General features: G+C 67.9%; 18 protein-coding genes. 12 read left to right on the top strand and 6 right to left on the bottom strand.

The annotated features are described in order from the left end of the window. Nucleotides 1-241: 241 nt before the first annotated feature. Nucleotides 242-769, top strand: coding sequence for a DUF6264 family protein (locus IXW21_RS13610; protein WP_194764788.1), 528 nt, complete (start codon nt 242-244; stop codon nt 767-769). 63 nt (nt 770-832) lie between these two features. On the opposite strand, the gene fbaA is transcribed toward IXW21_RS13610, so the two are convergent. After that, a complete protein-coding gene (gene fbaA, locus IXW21_RS13605; RefSeq protein ID WP_194764787.1) occupies nt 833-1,861 on the bottom strand; it encodes a class II fructose-bisphosphate aldolase in 1,029 nt (342 codons plus the stop codon). Between the two features lie 182 nt (nt 1,862-2,043). On the opposite strand from fbaA, the gene glpX reads away from it, so the two are divergent. Then, nucleotides 2,044-3,030 (top strand): class II fructose-bisphosphatase, encoded by a 987-nt coding sequence (gene glpX, locus IXW21_RS13600; RefSeq protein WP_194764786.1) that lies wholly within the window; start codon nt 2,044-2,046, stop codon nt 3,028-3,030. Between the two features lie 158 nt (nt 3,031-3,188). Then, on the top strand, nt 3,189-3,488 hold the full coding sequence (locus tag IXW21_RS13595; protein ID WP_194764785.1) for a hypothetical protein: 300 nt from the start codon (nt 3,189-3,191) through the stop codon (nt 3,486-3,488). Here the strand turns inward: IXW21_RS13595 and IXW21_RS13590 are convergent, their stop codons facing one another. Next, nucleotides 3,489-4,778: a DNA recombination protein RmuC gene (locus IXW21_RS13590; protein ID WP_194764784.1), complete on the bottom strand. Its 1,290-nt coding sequence runs from the start codon at nt 4,776-4,778 to the stop codon at nt 3,489-3,491. A gap of 45 nt (nt 4,779-4,823) precedes the next feature. Then, a complete protein-coding gene (locus IXW21_RS13585) occupies nt 4,824-5,417 on the bottom strand; it encodes an exonuclease domain-containing protein (RefSeq protein ID WP_194764783.1) in 594 nt (197 codons plus the stop codon). Nucleotides 5,418-5,476: 59 nt separating this feature from the next. Here IXW21_RS13585 and IXW21_RS13580 point away from each other — a divergent pair, with 59 nt between their 5' ends. The 3 genes from IXW21_RS13580 to ychF are packed head-to-tail and all read left to right on the top strand — an operon-like array spanning nt 5,477 to nt 8,038. Next, a complete protein-coding gene (locus tag IXW21_RS13580; protein ID WP_194764782.1) occupies nt 5,477-6,226 on the top strand; it encodes a class I SAM-dependent methyltransferase in 750 nt (249 codons plus the stop codon). Beyond that, nucleotides 6,219-6,953, top strand: coding sequence for an HAD family hydrolase (locus tag IXW21_RS13575; RefSeq protein ID WP_194764781.1), 735 nt, complete (start codon nt 6,219-6,221; stop codon nt 6,951-6,953). The genes IXW21_RS13580 and IXW21_RS13575 overlap by 8 nt, the downstream gene beginning before the upstream one ends. A gap of 11 nt (nt 6,954-6,964) precedes the next feature. Continuing rightward, nucleotides 6,965-8,038: a redox-regulated ATPase YchF gene (ychF, locus tag IXW21_RS13570; protein ID WP_194764780.1), complete on the top strand. Its 1,074-nt coding sequence runs from the start codon at nt 6,965-6,967 to the stop codon at nt 8,036-8,038. A 64-nt stretch (nt 8,039-8,102) separates the two neighbouring features. Here the strand turns inward: ychF and IXW21_RS13565 are convergent, their stop codons facing one another. Continuing rightward, nucleotides 8,103-8,393 (bottom strand): hypothetical protein, encoded by a 291-nt coding sequence (locus tag IXW21_RS13565; RefSeq protein WP_323742255.1) that lies wholly within the window; start codon nt 8,391-8,393, stop codon nt 8,103-8,105. Between the two features lie 185 nt (nt 8,394-8,578). Beyond that, nucleotides 8,579-9,355, bottom strand: coding sequence for an alpha/beta fold hydrolase (locus IXW21_RS13560; RefSeq protein ID WP_194764779.1), 777 nt, complete (start codon nt 9,353-9,355; stop codon nt 8,579-8,581). 84 nt (nt 9,356-9,439) lie between these two features. Between IXW21_RS13560 and IXW21_RS13555 the strand changes: the two genes are divergently transcribed. The 6 genes from IXW21_RS13555 to IXW21_RS13530 all read left to right on the top strand — a co-directional run bounded on the left by IXW21_RS13555 (nt 9,440) and on the right by IXW21_RS13530 (nt 14,915). Next, nucleotides 9,440-11,206: a GNAT family N-acetyltransferase gene (locus IXW21_RS13555; protein WP_194764778.1), complete on the top strand. Its 1,767-nt coding sequence runs from the start codon at nt 9,440-9,442 to the stop codon at nt 11,204-11,206. Between the two features lie 39 nt (nt 11,207-11,245). Then, complete coding sequence (locus IXW21_RS13550) at nt 11,246-11,401, top strand: hypothetical protein (RefSeq protein WP_194764777.1); 156 nt, start codon at nt 11,246-11,248, stop codon at nt 11,399-11,401. 24 nt (nt 11,402-11,425) lie between these two features. Beyond that, nucleotides 11,426-11,947: a hypothetical protein gene (locus IXW21_RS13545; protein WP_194764776.1), complete on the top strand. Its 522-nt coding sequence runs from the start codon at nt 11,426-11,428 to the stop codon at nt 11,945-11,947. A 153-nt stretch (nt 11,948-12,100) separates the two neighbouring features. Continuing rightward, nucleotides 12,101-12,661, top strand: coding sequence for an alpha/beta fold hydrolase (locus tag IXW21_RS13540; protein ID WP_194764775.1), 561 nt, complete (start codon nt 12,101-12,103; stop codon nt 12,659-12,661). 5 nt (nt 12,662-12,666) lie between these two features. Then, nucleotides 12,667-13,203 carry a cysteine hydrolase family protein gene (locus IXW21_RS13535; RefSeq protein ID WP_323742254.1) on the top strand — a complete coding sequence of 179 codons (537 nt, stop codon included), beginning with the start codon at nt 12,667-12,669 and terminating at the stop codon, nt 13,201-13,203. Nucleotides 13,204-13,250: 47 nt separating this feature from the next. Next, nucleotides 13,251-14,915 carry an ABC-F family ATP-binding cassette domain-containing protein gene (locus IXW21_RS13530; protein WP_194764774.1) on the top strand — a complete coding sequence of 555 codons (1,665 nt, stop codon included), beginning with the start codon at nt 13,251-13,253 and terminating at the stop codon, nt 14,913-14,915. 52 nt (nt 14,916-14,967) lie between these two features. Here the strand turns inward: IXW21_RS13530 and IXW21_RS13525 are convergent, their stop codons facing one another. Then, nucleotides 14,968-15,312, bottom strand: coding sequence for a LysR family transcriptional regulator (locus tag IXW21_RS13525; protein WP_194764773.1), 345 nt, complete (start codon nt 15,310-15,312; stop codon nt 14,968-14,970). Between the last annotated feature and the right edge of the window lie 94 nt (nt 15,313-15,406).

The following is a 15,406-nucleotide window of genomic DNA, read 5'->3' as shown; positions in this document are numbered from 1 at the left end:
TTATCTGAAGAATGGGATCTGGCGACCGCGGCCCCGGTTTCCTATCGTTGAAGAGTAGTCGTCAGTGCGAACGGCGCTACCGGCGAGTGAACGTCCCCAGCGTTCATCGCTCACTTGGACGGCGAGTGTCCCCAGCACTGTCATCCGCGGCCCCGAGGAGTCCCCACTTCTCCGGGGCCGCCATCAGTTTCGGGCTGTCTTCCTGAGAAGCCCCCACCGCCGATCCGACTAGCATGCTGGAATGACGGATCAACGGCCCCAGTACGGCGAGATCGCGACACTCGAGGAGCAGCGCAGGGCAGCAGGGCTGCCGCCGATCGCGGAGGTGGCTCCCGAGAGCATCCAGGCAGCTCCGACGCAGCCTTCGACGTCTCCGCGGGGCGCGGTACGGACGAGCCGTCCCGTCGACCGGTTCGTCACGATCGCTCTTCTGGCCTACGGTCTCGTGAACGTCGTCATGACCGGCCTGTCGTACCTCGACTTCTCGACGGCGATGAACGAGGTCATGACTGTTCTCGGTATCGACGGCGAGTTCACGAACTACGCGCAGGGCCGCCTCTGGGGCACGATCGCCGCGATCGTGCTCGCGGTCGGATGGTCGATGACCGCGTACCTCTCCATCCGCAGGCTTCGCAGCGGAAAGGTCACCTGGTGGGTGCCGATCGCCGGTGCGTTCGCGACGATGATCATCGCGTCGATCTGCGTCGCGGTTCCGATGATGGGCGACCCGGCGTTCGTCGAGTTCCTGACCTCTTCCGCGCTGCAGTGACGCAGTGAATGCGAAGGAGCCCCTGACCCACGGGTCAGGGGCTCCTTCGCATTGAGGATCAGATCAGCTCTTCGACTGGCCGTACGAGCCGAGCTGGCGAGTCGACTCGACCACGCGGGCTGCCATGGCGGTCTCGGCGACCTTGCCCCAGGCGCGCGGGTCGTACTGCTTCTTGTTGCCGACCTCGCCGTCGACCTTCAGCACGCCGTCGTAGTTCTTGAACATGTAGTCGGCGATCGCGCGGGTGTACGCGTACTGCGTGTCGGTGTCGATGTTCATCTTGATCACACCGTTCGCGACGGCGAGGGCGATCTCGTCGTCGGTCGAGCCGGACCCACCGTGGAAGACGAGGTCGAGCGGCTTCGCGCCGGTGTTGTACTTCGCGGCGACCTGCTGCTGGATGTCGCCGAGCAGTTCGGGGCGCAGCTTCACGCCGCCCGGCTTGTACACGCCGTGCACGTTGCCGAAGGTGAGCGCGGCGATGTAGCGACCCTGCTCGCCCAGGCCGAGTGCCTGAACAGCCTGGTCGACGTCCGCGAACGTCGTGTAGAGGGCGTCATTCGAGCCCTCGTGCGCGACGCCGTCCTCCTCGCCGCCGACGACGCCGATCTCGACCTCGAGGATGGCGTTGATGTTCTTCATGCGGGGGAGGAGATCCTTGGCGATCTCGATGTTCTCGGCGAGCGGCACAGCCGAGCCGTCCCACATGTGCGACTGGAAGATCGGGTTGCGACCGGCCTTGACCTCTTCTTCGGAGGCGGCGATGAGCGGCTCGACGAAGCCGGCGAGGGCGTCCTTCGGGCAGTGATCGGTGTGAAGCGCGACCGTGACGGGGTAGTTCTTGGCGACCTCGGTCGCGTAGCGCGCGAATGCAAGGGCACCGGTCGCGCGGGCCTTGACGGTGTGGCCGGCGAAGTAGTCGGCGCCACCGGTGGTGACCTGGATGATGCCGTCGGAGCCGGCCTCGGTGAGACCCTGCAGGACGGAGTTGATCGTCTGCGAGCTCGAGACGTTGAATGCGGGATACGCGAAGCCGCCGGCCTTCGCGCGGTCGAGCATTTCGGCGTACTGATCCGGGGTGGCGACGGGCATGAGAACTCCTGCGATAGGTGAAGCCGGGACAGCTGTCACTCTATCGGGGAGCGTGGGTCGATGCTGGCCGACCGGACTCCGCGCTGAGCCTCGCATACTCTCACGTTAAGAATTGCGATTCCTTCACCCAGCACGGCCTGAAAAGTGGTCGATCGAACACCTCTCGTGGCTAGGCTGACCGCATGGTGAGTCTTACGGCCGATCTGAGCCCCCTGCATCCTGACCGAAATCTCGCAATGGAGCTGGTGCGTGCGACCGAAGCGGCTGCGATCCGTGCCGTGCCCTTCATCGGCCGCGGAGCGAAGGAGGCCGCCGACGGCGCGGCGGTCGACGCGATGCGCGCCTTCCTCGGCACCGTCGCGTTCCAGGGGCGGGTCGTGATCGGCGAGGGCGAGAAGGACAACGCCCCGATGCTCTTCAACGGCGAGGTCGTGGGCACCGGCACCGGGCCGCAGTGCGACATCGCGGTCGACCCGATCGACGGCACATCGCTCACTGCGGCGGGCCGACAGAACGCCCTTTCCGTGATCGCGGTGTCCGACCGAGGATCGATGCTCGACGCCTCCAGCGTCTTCTACATGGACAAGCTCGTGACGGGCCCCGCGGGCGTCGGGGTGGTCGACATCCGTCTGCCGGTCGGCGAGAACATCCGCAAGCTCGCCGGCGCGCTCGGCAAGCCCGTCGATGAGATCGTGGTCTCGGTGCTCAACCGGCCGCGGCACGAGAAGCTGATCCAGGAGATCCGGGATGCCGGCGCAGGAACGCGTCTCATGAGTGACGGCGACGTCGCCGGAGGCATCAACGCGGCACGGCACGGGGCTCGCACCGACATGTGCGTCGGGGTGGGCGGCAGCCCCGAGGGCATCGTGACCGCGTGTGCGATCAAGGCTCTCGGCGGTCACATCCAGGGTCGCCTCTGGCCCCGCGACGATGACGAGCGCCAGCGCGGCATCGATGCCGGACTCGACATGGACAGGGTCTACGAGGCGGGCGATCTCGTGCGTGGAGACAACACGATCTTCGTCGCGACCGGCGTCACTGACGGCCAGCTCGTCGACGGTGTGCGCCGCGAGGGCGGGTACATCTACACCGAGAGCGTCGTGCTGCGCGGCGCTTCCGGAACGCTGCGCAGGATCGCATCGGAGCACCTCGTCTCGAAGTGGCTCTGACCTCCTCTCGCTGAGGCCGCGAGGGGCATCGTTATCGACCCGGTACCGCTGTGCGCAGCGGTGCGCCCTGCTTCTCCGGCCGCACGTGTCACAATTGTCACTGGATTTGTCGCCGTCGACGGAGCCGCCAGGCACCGCAGGCACAGGAGGGCAGACCGATGACAACGCAGCACACGAGTGGCTCCACAGCCGCGCCGACCAAGATCGTGACCACGGCCACCGGCCGCATCCTGCGGGTCAACGTCGATGAAGCAGGCGTGCCGCTCTCGACCGGAACGCCGGTCGCGCCCGCAGCAGCCTCGCCTGCGATCGCCGACCCTGCCCGTCGTGCCGACGTTCTGTTCCGCGTTCGTCGCGCCGAGGGGCACGAGCTGAGCGCGTGGTGGATGGTCGGGGCGTTCGTGGTGACGAGCGGTCTGGTGATCCTCCTGCTCAGCGGTGTTCCCGGCATCGCCTGATCAGTCGTCGGCCTCCAGGCGGGAGCGCACGTCTCCGACGTCGGCGTGCAGTGGTGCCGCCTCGTCATCCGGCGGTGCTGCCGACGCATGGTCGGATTCGGTGTCGATTCTGGAGTCTGTGTCGACGAGTTCGGCTGACGTGAATCGACGCGTCTGCGCCGTGATCGCAGACGGCGCGGCGTCGAGCGCGGAAGGGTCGATCCCCGGGAACTGCCGTGCAGTGACGAGCACACGACTCTCGAGTGACCCTGCGAATCGGTTGTAACTGTCGACCGTACGCTCCAGTGCCCGTCGAAGATCGTCAGCGTGACCTGCGAGGACGCCGAGCCGGTCGTACAGCTGCGTGCCCAGGTTCAGGAGCGATCGTGCCTCGGTGGACACCTCCTGCTGTGTCCAGGTGTAGGCCACCGTCTTCAGCACGGCCCAGAGATTGACCGGTGAGGCGAGAGCGACGCGCCTGCCGAAGGCGTAGTCGAGCAGGGTCGGGTCTTCGTCGATCGCGGCGGCGAGCAGCGACTCGCTCGGCAGGAAGCAGATGACGAACTCGGGGCTCGCGTCGAGTCCGGTCCAGTACGCCTTCTTGGCCAGAGCGTCGATGTGCGCGCGCACGGCCTTCACATGCTTCTGCATGTGCGCCCGCCGCTGACTCTCGTATGCGTCGCCGATCGGCAGCGCGGAAGCCTCGAGGTAGGCGTCGAGCGGAACCTTGGCATCGACTGCGATCGACGTGCCACCCGCCAGCCGTACGACCATGTCGGGGCGCCCCTGGCCGCGGTCCGACGAGATCGTCGTCTGCAGGTCGAAATCGACGTGGCGGGTCAGGCCTGCCGCTTCGACCACTCGGCGCAGCTGGGTCTCTCCCCACACGCCGCGGGTCGCGGTGGAACGAAGGGCGCCGGCCAGCGACTCGGTCGTCGCGCGCAGCGCCTCGTCGGACTCCTGCGCCCGTCTGAGCTGCTCGGCGAGAGAGCCGAACTGCGCATGACGCTCCTGCTCGATCGCCGCGACCTTCTGCTGCATGTGTTGAAGGCTCTCGCGCACGGGAGCCAGAGCCGTGAGCACGGCGTTCTGCTGCTGTACGCGCTGGGCCTCGGCACGCTGTTCGTGTCGTGCGTGCTCCACAGCGTCGCGATACAGGTCGTACTGCCTGTCGCGATCGTCACGTGCGGCCGCGAGTTCGGCCTGTGCGCGGGCCAGATCAGCCGCCCCGCGCCCCGCGCGCAGGAACCACCCCGCGGCGGCGCCGACCACCAGCGCAGCCAGAAGAAGAGCGATCGTCAGAGCATCCATGTGCTCCATGATGCCCGGGGCCACGGACATCCGCGGGAGGTGCGCTCAGGCGACCGCGCGCTCCGGCGTGGCGACCACGGGATCCGTCACCCGGATGCTCAGCGAGTCGGCGAGCTCGAACAGGTCCGACGCATCGACTCGACGGGCGGCGTCGATGACGATGTGCGCGCAGGCGAGAGCATCCGCGAGGGCGTCGTGATGAGAGAAGCCGGTGAACCCCGCAGCCTCGGCCGCCTTGGGGAGGCGATAGGAATCGAGCTCATAGGTCTTGCGTGCCACCTGCAGGCTGCACAGTGAGCGATACGGAGGGCAGTCGCCACCCGTGGCCTCGGATGCGCGGCGCAGAACGTTGAGGTCAAACCCGGCGTTGTGCGCGACGAGCACATCAGCGCCGGCGAAGGCGCACAGACGGTCGAACTGGTCGACCCAGGACGCGGCCGTGAGCACGTCCTGCGCACGGATGCCGTGGATGCGTGTGTTCCACTCCTGGAACTCGTCATGACCGGCGGGAGGTCTGATCAGCCAGCCTGCAGTGGCGACGACCTGGCCGTCGCGCACTCGCACCAGTCCGACGGAGCACGCCGAGGCGGGGCTGGAATTCGCCGTCTCGAAGTCGATGGCGGTGAAATCCAGAGGCACCTGTACACTCTCTCCCGGTGTTCCGGCCGCGTGCGGAGGACGCGCCGTAGGCTGGCCATATGAGTGCAGACCAGGCGACATCGTTCGGCGCCGAAGCCGCGAACTATGAGGCCGGCAGGCCTGAGTACCCCTTCGAAGCCGTCGCGTGGATGCTCGAACCGATGCCTGCAGGGTCACGCCGCATCGTCGACGTCGGCGCCGGGACCGGCAAGCTCACCCGCGTCGTCGCGCACGCTCCGGGCGCCGAGGTCGTCGCCGTCGATCCCGATCCCGAGATGCTCGAGGCGCTCCGACGGAGCGTTCCCGGAGTCCCGACCATCCAAGGATCCGCCGAACGCATGCCCTTGCCCGACGCGAGCGTCGACGCGGCCGTGCTCGGACAGGCGTGGCACTGGGTCGACCCGATCGCCGCGTCGACGGAACTCGGTCGCGTCGTGCGCCCCGGAGGGGTGCTCGGTCTCATCTGGAACATCCGCGATGAGCGTGCGGACTGGGTGCGTCGGCTCACGGACGTCATGCACAGCAGCTCCGCGGAGAACATGATCAACGGCCCCGGCTCCGGCGGTCCCCGTGTGGAGCCGCCGTTCGCGCGGCTCGAAACCGAGCGCTGGGAATGGAATCGCCCGATGGCGAGAGCGCAGCTGCGCCAGATGGCACTGTCGCGCAGCTACCTCATCACGGCACCGCCGGAGGAACGAACGGAGATCCTCCGGAGAATGGATCAGCTCTTCGACGAGCTCGGGCTCGCCGACGGCACGATCGATCTTCCCTACGTCACCCATGCCTTCCGCGCCGTGCGCGATGAGTGAGCCCCTCGCGGCCGTCTTCTTCGACCTCGACGGAACGCTGGTGCGCGAAGGGGCGGGCGAAGCGGTGCAGCGCACCGCCGTGACGCTGGCGCAGCGGCATGGGCTGTCGGCCGAGGGCATCCTCGCCGCCAACACCTCCGCCTGGCGCGACTGCTGGGCCGATCAGGGCGAGCGGTGGATGCGCGGAGAGCTCTCCCGCGATGCGCTGCCGCGAGACATCTGGCAGCGCACCCTGGAGCGTTTCGGGCAGGACGACCCGGCGCTCGTGGACGAAGCCGTCGAGATCCATGTCCGCGAGGAGAGAGCGACCTTCACGCTCTTCGAGGAGTCGCTCGAGGTGCTCGATGCCCTGCGAGCGGATCGGATGCCCCTGGGCCTCATCACGAACGGGCCCGCCGAATCGCAGCGGGCCAAGCTCGTTGCCGCGGGGATCGACGACCGCTTCGACGTCGTGATCGCGTCGGGTGACCTCGGCGTCGTCAAGCCCGAGCCGGAGATCTTCCGGCATGCGCTCGATCTGCTGGGCATTCCGGCTGCGCAGGCCGCGCACGTCGGCGACAGTTTCGCCGCCGACATCGTCGGAGCGGCGAGTGTCGGAATGAACGCGGTCTGGGTCAATCGCGAGGCCGAAACGCCGCCACGCACCGACGTGCCGCACCACGAGTGCCGCTCGCTGCGGGAGATCCTCGCGCTGGTCGCGCAGGAGAGCGGCAGTCGGGGCCGGTAGACTCGACCCCCGTGGCTCTCACTATCGGAATCGTCGGCCTGCCCAATGTCGGCAAGTCCACCCTCTTCAACGCTCTGACCAAGAACGACGTGCTCGCGGCGAACTATCCGTTCGCGACGATCGAGCCGAACGTCGGGGTGGTGAACCTGCCCGATCCGCGTCTCGAGAAGCTCGCCGAGATCTTCGGCAGCGAGCGCATCCTGCCCGCCGCCGTGTCGTTCGTCGACATCGCCGGCATCGTGCGCGGTGCGAGTGAGGGTGAAGGCCTCGGCAACAAGTTCCTCGCGAACATCCGCGAGGCGGATGCCATCGCGCAGGTCGTCCGCGGCTTCGCCGACGATGACGTCGTGCACGTGGACGGGGCCGTCAACCCGGCCTCCGACATGGAGACCATCAACGCGGAGCTGATGCTCGCCGACCTCGAGACGGTCGACAGGGCGATCACCCGCTACGAGAAGGAAGTACGCGGCAAGAAGATCGAGCCGGTCGTGCTCGAGACGGCTGTCGCCGCGAAGGATGCTCTGGAGCGCGGCGTGCTTCTGTCGGTCGCGGGCATCGACCTGACGCCGATCCGCGAGCTGGGACTGCTGACGTCCAAGCCGGTCATCTTCGTCTTCAACGTCGACGAAGCGGTGCTCACGGATGACGCCCGCAAGGCTGAGCTCGCTGCTCTCGTCGCCCCGGCCAAGGCGATCTTCCTCGATGCGAAGATCGAATCCGAGCTGATCGACCTCGACCCCGAGGATGCCGCCGAGCTTCTCGCCTCGACCGGACAGGACGAGTCGGGCCTCGACCAGCTCGCCCGCATCGGCTTCGACACCCTCGGTCTGCAGACGTACCTCACCGCAGGTCCCAAGGAGGCTCGCGCCTGGACGATCCCCAAGGGCTCGAAGGCTCCGCAGGCCGCAGGAGTCATCCACACCGACTTCGAGAAGGGCTTCATCAAGGCCGAGATCGTGTCGTTCGACGACCTCGTCGAGACCGGCTCCGTCGTCGAAGCCCGTTCGAAGGGCAAGGCACGCCTCGAGGGCAAGGATTACGTCATGCAGGACGGCGACGTCGTGGAGTTCCGCTTCAACAACTGAGCGGGGTCCTGCCCGAGGGGCGAGGAGATCGGAAGGCGGCCGGTGCAACGCCGCAGATCGGGTATCAGGTCTCGTCGCTACGTCGAGCACGCACGGTCCAGCCGACCTGCACCAATGCCTCCTCAAGGCGCTCGGCGGCAGCGCGAGCGACTTCGACGCCTGCGTCAGAGCAGACGTCGATGGCGATCGGGGGCGGATCGGCAAAACGCGGTATCTGCACCTCTGCCCAGGCGTCGGGCGAAAGCGGCACGCGTGGTGACGAGGTGCGTGCGTCTCGTATGGCGCTGTCCGCCGCGAAGGCTATGACGTCCAGCGCATGGAGCTTCGTGATCGGCATGTCCACGACGATGGTCACGACGAAAGTCGCATCTGCGGCATCCCCGAACTCTGGTCTCACGGCATGAAGATATCACCGCGTCGACGGCGCGGACACGAGACGGCGATAGCGGCGGACCCCCACCCATCACGGAGATCGTGACATCGGCGGGCGACGATAGCGATGAGATCGAGTCGCGAGCGAACTCGGCGTGAACAGCCGATCTAGCCGTGACGCTCGACGTCCTGTCGCAAGACCTCGGGCCAGTCTTCGACATCTTCCGGGGTGCGGGCGATCGTCAGGGTCGCGTGGGGGAGCAGTGCGGCGAGGCGTTCCGCGGTGGAAAGAGGATGCCCGGGATCGTCGATCCAGGCCAGGATCGTCGTCGGCACCTCGATGCGTGCGACGTTCTCCGGCGAGGGCAGGTCGCTGAGCCCGGCGCCTCGAAGCAATGACGGCAGGAGAGCGTCGGCGACATCAGGTGAGGTATCCGGCGCGCCGACGGTGGCCGGTGGCGGTGTGCCGCGCGTGCCCGCGAGGAATCCTTTTATGCCGTCGGACTCGATGAGCGCAGCCGCCGTTCGGTAGATCGCGGCCTGATCGGCTCTGGTCTCCCACGCCGTGGGCGGCACCATGAGGGTGAGCCCGGCGAAGCGGTCCGCGTCGAGTGATGCCGCGTGCAGGAGAGTCGCGGCGCCCATCGAGGGGCCCACCCCGTGGACGGCTTCGCCCGGGAACCAGCGGTCGAGTACACGCAGAAGATCCTCTGCGAGGTTCTCCCAGCGATAGTCCGCGGGGACCTTCCGCCCCGTCGATCGGCCGTGGCCGCGTGCGTCGTATCGCAGTAGTCGAGTCCCGCTGAGACCTCGGCCGAGGTCGAGATTGAGCACCCGGTCTCGAGCCCGGCTCGAGGTGAGGCCATGCAGCTGAACGACCGGGTGACCACCTTCATCGCTCAGGGCCACAGCCAGCTCGGCTCCGGGAACCTCGAGAGTGGGCATCAGTCTCCTCGATCGGCGACCGGCCGCGTCGGGTCGGGCGGTCGTGGAGTTTTCAGGTTATCCGGGAGCGATAAGGTACTGCGCATGCGACTGACCAACGTCACGCACCTCCGCCTCCCGTTCGGACGGCTCTGGGGGTACGACGTGAGCGCGTCTGAACCCGGGCGTCGCCTCCCCGTGTCGTTCGATCAGCGACTCCATGTCGGGGCCGGCGACCGACCAGGCTCCTGGATGGCGCTCTCCTTCCGCTTGCCCGCACCGACTCGTCGCGAATCGATCGCCGATGCCTGGCTGGCAGTCATCGCCCGTCACGGCACACTGAGGACGGCGTTCGTGCCCGGTGCTGATGGCGATCCGGCGCTTCACGAGATCGAGATCGGCCCCGGACACTGGGTCGAGCACGAGGTGGGACCTGGCCAGGCTGTCAACGACGCGTTGCGGGACATCCTCGACGAGGCGTGTTCGCCGTACCGTCGTCCCTCCCACCGCCTGTGTGTGCTGGAGACTGCCGCCGGGCTCACGGTCGTGATCGCAGCCGACCACGCGCACGTCGACATGTGGTCGATGCTGGTGATCGCGCGCGACCTGCTGTCTGCGCTCGACGCGAGGAGCGCGGGGATGACGCCGGTACCGCGGCCGGCACCTGCCTTCGTCGAACACACGCAGGCGCTGCTGGATCGGGATGCTGCACCGGATCGTGTGCGCCGGCGATGGGGAGACATCATCGAGGAGAGCGGTGGCGTGATGCCCCGGTTCCCGCTGTCGCTGGGTGCTCCCGAGCACCATCGTGAGCGCGTGGAAGTGCGCGATGTGTTCGATGTCGACGACGCCGCGGCGTTCGCCGCGCAGGCCCGAGACGACGGCGTCTCGACCCTCGCTCGTGCAGTGGTCGCGATGACCGCGGTGACCCGCGAGTTGGCGGATGCCCCGCTGCGCGCCGTGTTTCCCGTGCACAGCCGCTTCGATGACGACTGGCATGACTCGGTCGGGTGGTTCATCACCAACTCGGTGCTCGAGTCAGACCTCGCCGAACCTCACGCGGCGGCGTCCGCGGTGAGAGAGGCGGTGCAACTGGGCGCATGGCCGCTCGCAGACGTACTGGCTCCGTGGGGCGACATGCCCGTGGCTCCCGGAATGTTCGCGATCTCGTGGCTGGACCTGCGCAGGCTGCCGGTGCGGATCGACTCGGTCGGGCTCGACGCCCAGTACGTCGGCGCGGCGACTGCCACCGACGGCGTCATGCTGTGGTTCATCCTGGATGAATCGGGTCTGCATCTGAGATGCCGTTATCCCGACACGACTGAGGCTCGCGTCAACGTCGGCGGATGGCTCGATCTGCTCGTCGCCAGGTTGCAGGCTGACGCGCGGGCCTCGGTGCGAGGGCGGTTGCATGCGGCAGGTCGGACCTACCGGATCGAACGAGCGAGCCGCGATGACATCGAGGACATCGCAGCGCTGCTGTTCGATGATCAGTTCGGCGCGGACCGTGAGGGCGTCGAGCTCGAGCGATATGAATCGGCGTTCCGCGCGGTCGCTCGAGACGGATCCCACTACCTGGGGGTCGTCCGCGACGGCGCCGACCGCATCGTCGCCACCATGCAGCTGACCGTGATCCCGGGCCTCTCCCGCGGTGGCTCGACCCGACTGCAGATCGAGGGACTGCGAGTCGCGGCAGGGGAGAGATCACAGGGCCTGGGCGCGGCGATGCTGGAGTGGGCCCACGAGTTCGGCCGCGCGCGCGGGGCGCGATTGGCTCAGGTCACCACCGACGAGGCGCGGGATCGAACGCGCGCCTTCTACGCCCGACTCGGATACCAGACCGCCCATGTCGGACTGAAACGGCACCTGTAGCGGCGTACGCTGTGCGTGTCGCCGACCGAAGGATTCGTCATGTCTGACCACCACGAGCACATACCCGCCCCGGACGAGCCGTCAGTCCCGGAACTCGAACTCGACGAGACCGTCGCGCCGCGACCGGAGGAGGAGATCGCCGACGCCTTGCGCGCGAAGCCTGACCTCGGGGACCACAGTGCGCATTCCGGATGACGGTCGTGCGTGCCGGCGCGCCGCGTGATGCACTCGCCCCGTCGTGCGGTCGCGGTCCTCGGACTCATAGGTCTCGTCTGGGCTCTTGCCGGGTGCTCGATTCTCGGCATCCCGCAGAACCTCACCGCCGATGAGCTCGCAGAGATGTCGATCGCCGTGACCGAGGCGCAGCCGTCGCTCGAGGCCACGCTCACTGCGGACTCGAAGACCTGTGGGGGCCTGTGCCAGCACGTGGCGGTGAATCTCGTGCCGCGGACCGATGCGTTCGAGCCTGTCGAAATCGGGCTTGCGATCCGCGAGGCCGATACGCTTCTCTCCGCGCGGGACATCACCTCGTTCGACGTGTGCTTCCACTCGACGTCGTGGGATGAGAGCGCGGCGGAGGATCTCGGGCGCAAACTCGCCGAGGTCGACGGTCTGACCTATCTCGCGAACCCGTCGAACCCCGGCACGTTCCGGCCCATGTACGACTGCGGTTCGTTCGCGGTGATCGACGCACGCGAACTCCTCGACGCCTACCTCGCAGAAGAGGGCGTGAGCGACTGACCCGGCCCGGCCGGTTCCGGCGAGGGCGGACCGGAGCCCGCGGCACGTTCGCCCGCAGTGGCGGGATACGCTGGATGCCGAGGCGCCGCCGTGCTCATCTCGTGAGCTCGCCCGCCTCTCCACCACCGCGACGGCACGAGGAGAACCACGCCCATGACCGAGACCCAGATCTTCGAGCCCGAGGGCCGCGCCATCCCGTTCGCGGATGAGGGCGACGGGCCGGTCAAGCTCGTGCTGATACAGGAGCAGGGGCTCGCCGCCGATGTGCTGGGCGTCGCCGCGCACTACCTCGCCGAGGAGGCAGGTTTCCACGTGCTGCGCATCGGTCACCGTGCCGGTGAGGCCACGCTCGACGAGCGCGTCGACGATGTCATCGCGGTGATCGACCACGTCGGCATCGACGACACCTGGGTCGGGGGACACGGCTTCGGTGGAACCATCGCTCGTGCTCTGGTCGCGGCCCACACGGAGCGCGCGAACGGTCTGCTGCTGCTGGGGGTCGAAGACGTCGACATCGCGGTCGCCCCTGCGATTCCGGTGCTGATCGTGCAGGGGACAGAAGACACCGACACCCCGGCGACGAACGCCGAGGCGCTCCACGCGACGATCCCCGACCGCTCGAGCATCAAGTCCATCGCCGGCGATCACCTGTTCCCGATGCATCACCCGATCGAGACCGGTGTGATCATCGAGGAGTACCTGGACTGGGACTGACTCCGGTGCGGTCGCCCGAGCGCACTGTCGTCCTCGCGATCGATCTGCAGGCAGGCGTGATGCCGGGATGCTTCGACGAACAGGGCGTTCTCGCTCGCGCCGCAGGACTCGTGGCGCGTGCCCGCACTGCTGATGCTCCCGTCGTCTGGGTGCACCACGACCCCGTCGGAGTGGGCACACCCGAGTGGGAGCTCGCGGCCCCGCTGCAGCGTGCCGAGGGCGAGCCGCTGGTGCGCAAGAGCTACCGGGATTCGTTCGCCGGCACGGACCTGCGACAGACACTCGACGAACTCGGCGCGACACGACTCGTGATCATCGGCGCGCAGTCGGATTTCTGCGTGCGCACCACGATGCAGCGCGCGGCGGCCGAGGGGTACGACGTCACCCTTGTGAGCGACGCGCACACCACCGTCGACACCGAATGGGACGGCGTGCCGATCTCGGGTGAGCAGATCGTCGCGCACACGAACATGTACTTCTCAGGGCTGCGGTATCCGGGGCAGGACTTCGCTCTCGCCACCCACGATCAGGTCGTGTTCTGAGCCGTACCCGCGCAGTCGCAGCGTCCCGCACCTGACAGACTGGTCTGATGACCGCAACGCTCGTCGCCCAGAACCTCGCAGGTGGCTACGGGCACCGCATCCTCTTCGAGGGCCTCGATCTGACGGTCGCACCCGGAGATGTCATCGGCGTGGTCGGCGCCAACGGAGCGGGCAAGTCCACCCTGCTCCGGATCCTCGCGGGTGTGCTCCCACCCGCTGACGGCAGCGTCTCGCTCGCCCCGATCGACGCCTTCGTCGGCTGGCTTCCGCAGGAGCATGAGCGCATCGAGGGTGAGACGGTCGCCGAGTACATCGCGCGCCGAACGGGATGTGCCGACGCGACGCGGGAGATGGATGCGGCCGCAGCCGCGCTGGGCGATCCTTCCCTCGCACCGGCGGGCACGGATCCCGCCGACACCTACTCGGTCGCGCTCGATCGCTGGCTCGCGAGCGGTGCCGCCGACCTCGACGAGCGCATCCCGGCAGTGCTGGCCGATCTCGGTCTGCCGAGCGGCGGCGGTGTCGCAGCGGATGCGCCGATGACAGGCCTCTCCGGCGGCCAGGCTGCCCGCGTCGGACTCGCCGCCCTGCTGCTCTCGCGCTTCGACATCGTCTTCCTCGACGAGCCGACCAACGACCTCGACCTCGACGGCCTCGATCGGCTGGAGTCCTTCGTGCGAGGGCTTCGAGGCGGCGTGGTGCTCGTCAGCCATGACCGGGAGTTCCTGGCGCGCAGCGTGACGCGCGTGCTCGAGCTCGACCTCGCGCAGAACTCCCATCGTGTCTACGGCGGCGGCTACGACGCGTACCTCGAGGAGCGTGCTGTCGTACGTCGTCACCTGCGCGAGAAGTACGACGAGTTCGCCGAGAAGAAGGCGGACCTGGTCGCCCGTGCCCGTACGCAGCGCGAGTGGTCGAGCCAGGGCGTGCGCAACGCGATGAAGAAGACGCCGGACAACGACAAGATCAAGCGCAAGGCATCGATGGAGTCGAGTGAGAAGCAGGCGCAGAAGGTGCGCCAGATGGAGAGCCGCATCGCTCGCCTCGACGAGGTCGAGGAGCCGCGCAAGGAGTGGCAGCTGGAGTTCACCATCGGTTCGGCGCCGCGCTCGAGTACCGTCGTCTCGACGCTGAACTCAGCGGTGTTCCGACAGGGTGACTTCGCGCTGGGCCCGGTGTCCGTCCAGATCGATGCGGGCGACCGCATCGGCATCACCGGCCCGAACGGCGCCGGCAAGTCGACCCTGCTCCGCGGACTGCTCGGACGACAGCAGCCGGTCGAAGGCTCGTCGGCGCTCGGCAGCAGCGTGCAGATCGGCGAGATCGACCAGGCTCGCTCGCTGCTGGTCGGCGATGCGCCCCTCGCCGACACGTTCGAGGGGTTGGTGCCCGAGATGGCGTCAGCCGAGGTGCGCACGCTGCTCGCGAAGTTCGGGTTGAAGGCGGACCATGTCACCAGACCGGTCGGCGGACTGTCTCCGGGGGAGCGCACGCGCGCGGCCCTGGCGCTTCTGCAGGCGCGCGGCGTCAATCTGCTGGTGCTCGATGAGCCGACGAACCACCTCGACCTGCCTGCGATCGAGCAGCTCGAGCAGGCACTCGAGTCGTACACGGGCACTCTGCTTCTCGTCACCCACGACCGCCGCATGCTCGACGCCGTGCAGACGAACCGTCGATGGGCCGTCGAGGCCGGCCAGGTCAGCGAGCTCTGATGCTCAGCCGGATCTGACGCTCAGCGGCCCTGTCCTTCAGCGGCCCTGGCTTTCAGCGACCCTGGCGCTTCTTGTAGGGCTTCGGCTGACCCTTCACGATGGGTGCTCGGCCCTTGCCCTTCGACGCCTTCGCTTTTCCGCCGGCCGGCGCAACCGTCTTCGGAGCGGGCGGCGGAGCGGCGGCGACCGTCGCGCGGGCCTCTTCGAGGAACAGCTCGCCGACGCTCGTCAGACGCGGCGTCCCTTCGCGGTTGATGAGCGTGTGGCCGACCTCGGCCTCCAGCTTGTCGAGTGAGGTGTAGAGCGAGGCGAGTGGAATCCCCAGCTCCTTCGCGGCACGGGGGAAGTGCAGCGTGTCGGCGAGGACGACGTACCGGCGGAGCAGTGCCAACTTCATGCGGGGGAACGGTCCTTCTGGAGCGGCGACGATCGCGGCTCTCCGTCTAACTTACGCGAGCCGGGTGCTCCGGACGCACGGATGCCGCGGCTCG

Origin of the sequence: Microbacterium sp. UFMG61 (assembly GCF_015354505.1) — a bacterium.
In the GTDB taxonomy this organism is placed as follows: Bacteria; Actinomycetota; Actinomycetes; order Actinomycetales; family Microbacteriaceae; genus Microbacterium.
Note: the sequence above shows the minus strand (reverse complement) of the source record. Positions and strands in the feature narration are given on the sequence as shown.

Coding starts and splice junctions, on each gene's coding strand:
- IXW21_RS13590 (WP_194764784.1), bottom strand. CDS start 4,778: ATGGATGCTCTGACGATCGCTCTTCTTCTGGCTGCGCTGGTGGTCGGC.
- IXW21_RS13610 (WP_194764788.1), top strand. CDS start 242: ATGACGGATCAACGGCCCCAGTACGGCGAGATCGCGACACTCGAGGAG.
- IXW21_RS13525 (WP_194764773.1), bottom strand. CDS start 15,312: ATGAAGTTGGCACTGCTCCGCCGGTACGTCGTCCTCGCCGACACGCTG.
- IXW21_RS13530 (WP_194764774.1), top strand. CDS start 13,251: ATGACCGCAACGCTCGTCGCCCAGAACCTCGCAGGTGGCTACGGGCAC.
- glpX (WP_194764786.1), top strand. CDS start 2,044: ATGGTGAGTCTTACGGCCGATCTGAGCCCCCTGCATCCTGACCGAAAT.
- IXW21_RS13560 (WP_194764779.1), bottom strand. CDS start 9,355: ATGCCCACTCTCGAGGTTCCCGGAGCCGAGCTGGCTGTGGCCCTGAGC.
- IXW21_RS13540 (WP_194764775.1), top strand. CDS start 12,101: ATGACCGAGACCCAGATCTTCGAGCCCGAGGGCCGCGCCATCCCGTTC.
- IXW21_RS13575 (WP_194764781.1), top strand. CDS start 6,219: ATGAGTGAGCCCCTCGCGGCCGTCTTCTTCGACCTCGACGGAACGCTG.
- IXW21_RS13595 (WP_194764785.1), top strand. CDS start 3,189: ATGACAACGCAGCACACGAGTGGCTCCACAGCCGCGCCGACCAAGATC.
- fbaA (WP_194764787.1), bottom strand. CDS start 1,861: ATGCCCGTCGCCACCCCGGATCAGTACGCCGAAATGCTCGACCGCGCG.
- IXW21_RS13555 (WP_194764778.1), top strand. CDS start 9,440: ATGCGACTGACCAACGTCACGCACCTCCGCCTCCCGTTCGGACGGCTC.
- IXW21_RS13580 (WP_194764782.1), top strand. CDS start 5,477: ATGAGTGCAGACCAGGCGACATCGTTCGGCGCCGAAGCCGCGAACTAT.
- IXW21_RS13550 (WP_194764777.1), top strand. CDS start 11,246: ATGTCTGACCACCACGAGCACATACCCGCCCCGGACGAGCCGTCAGTC.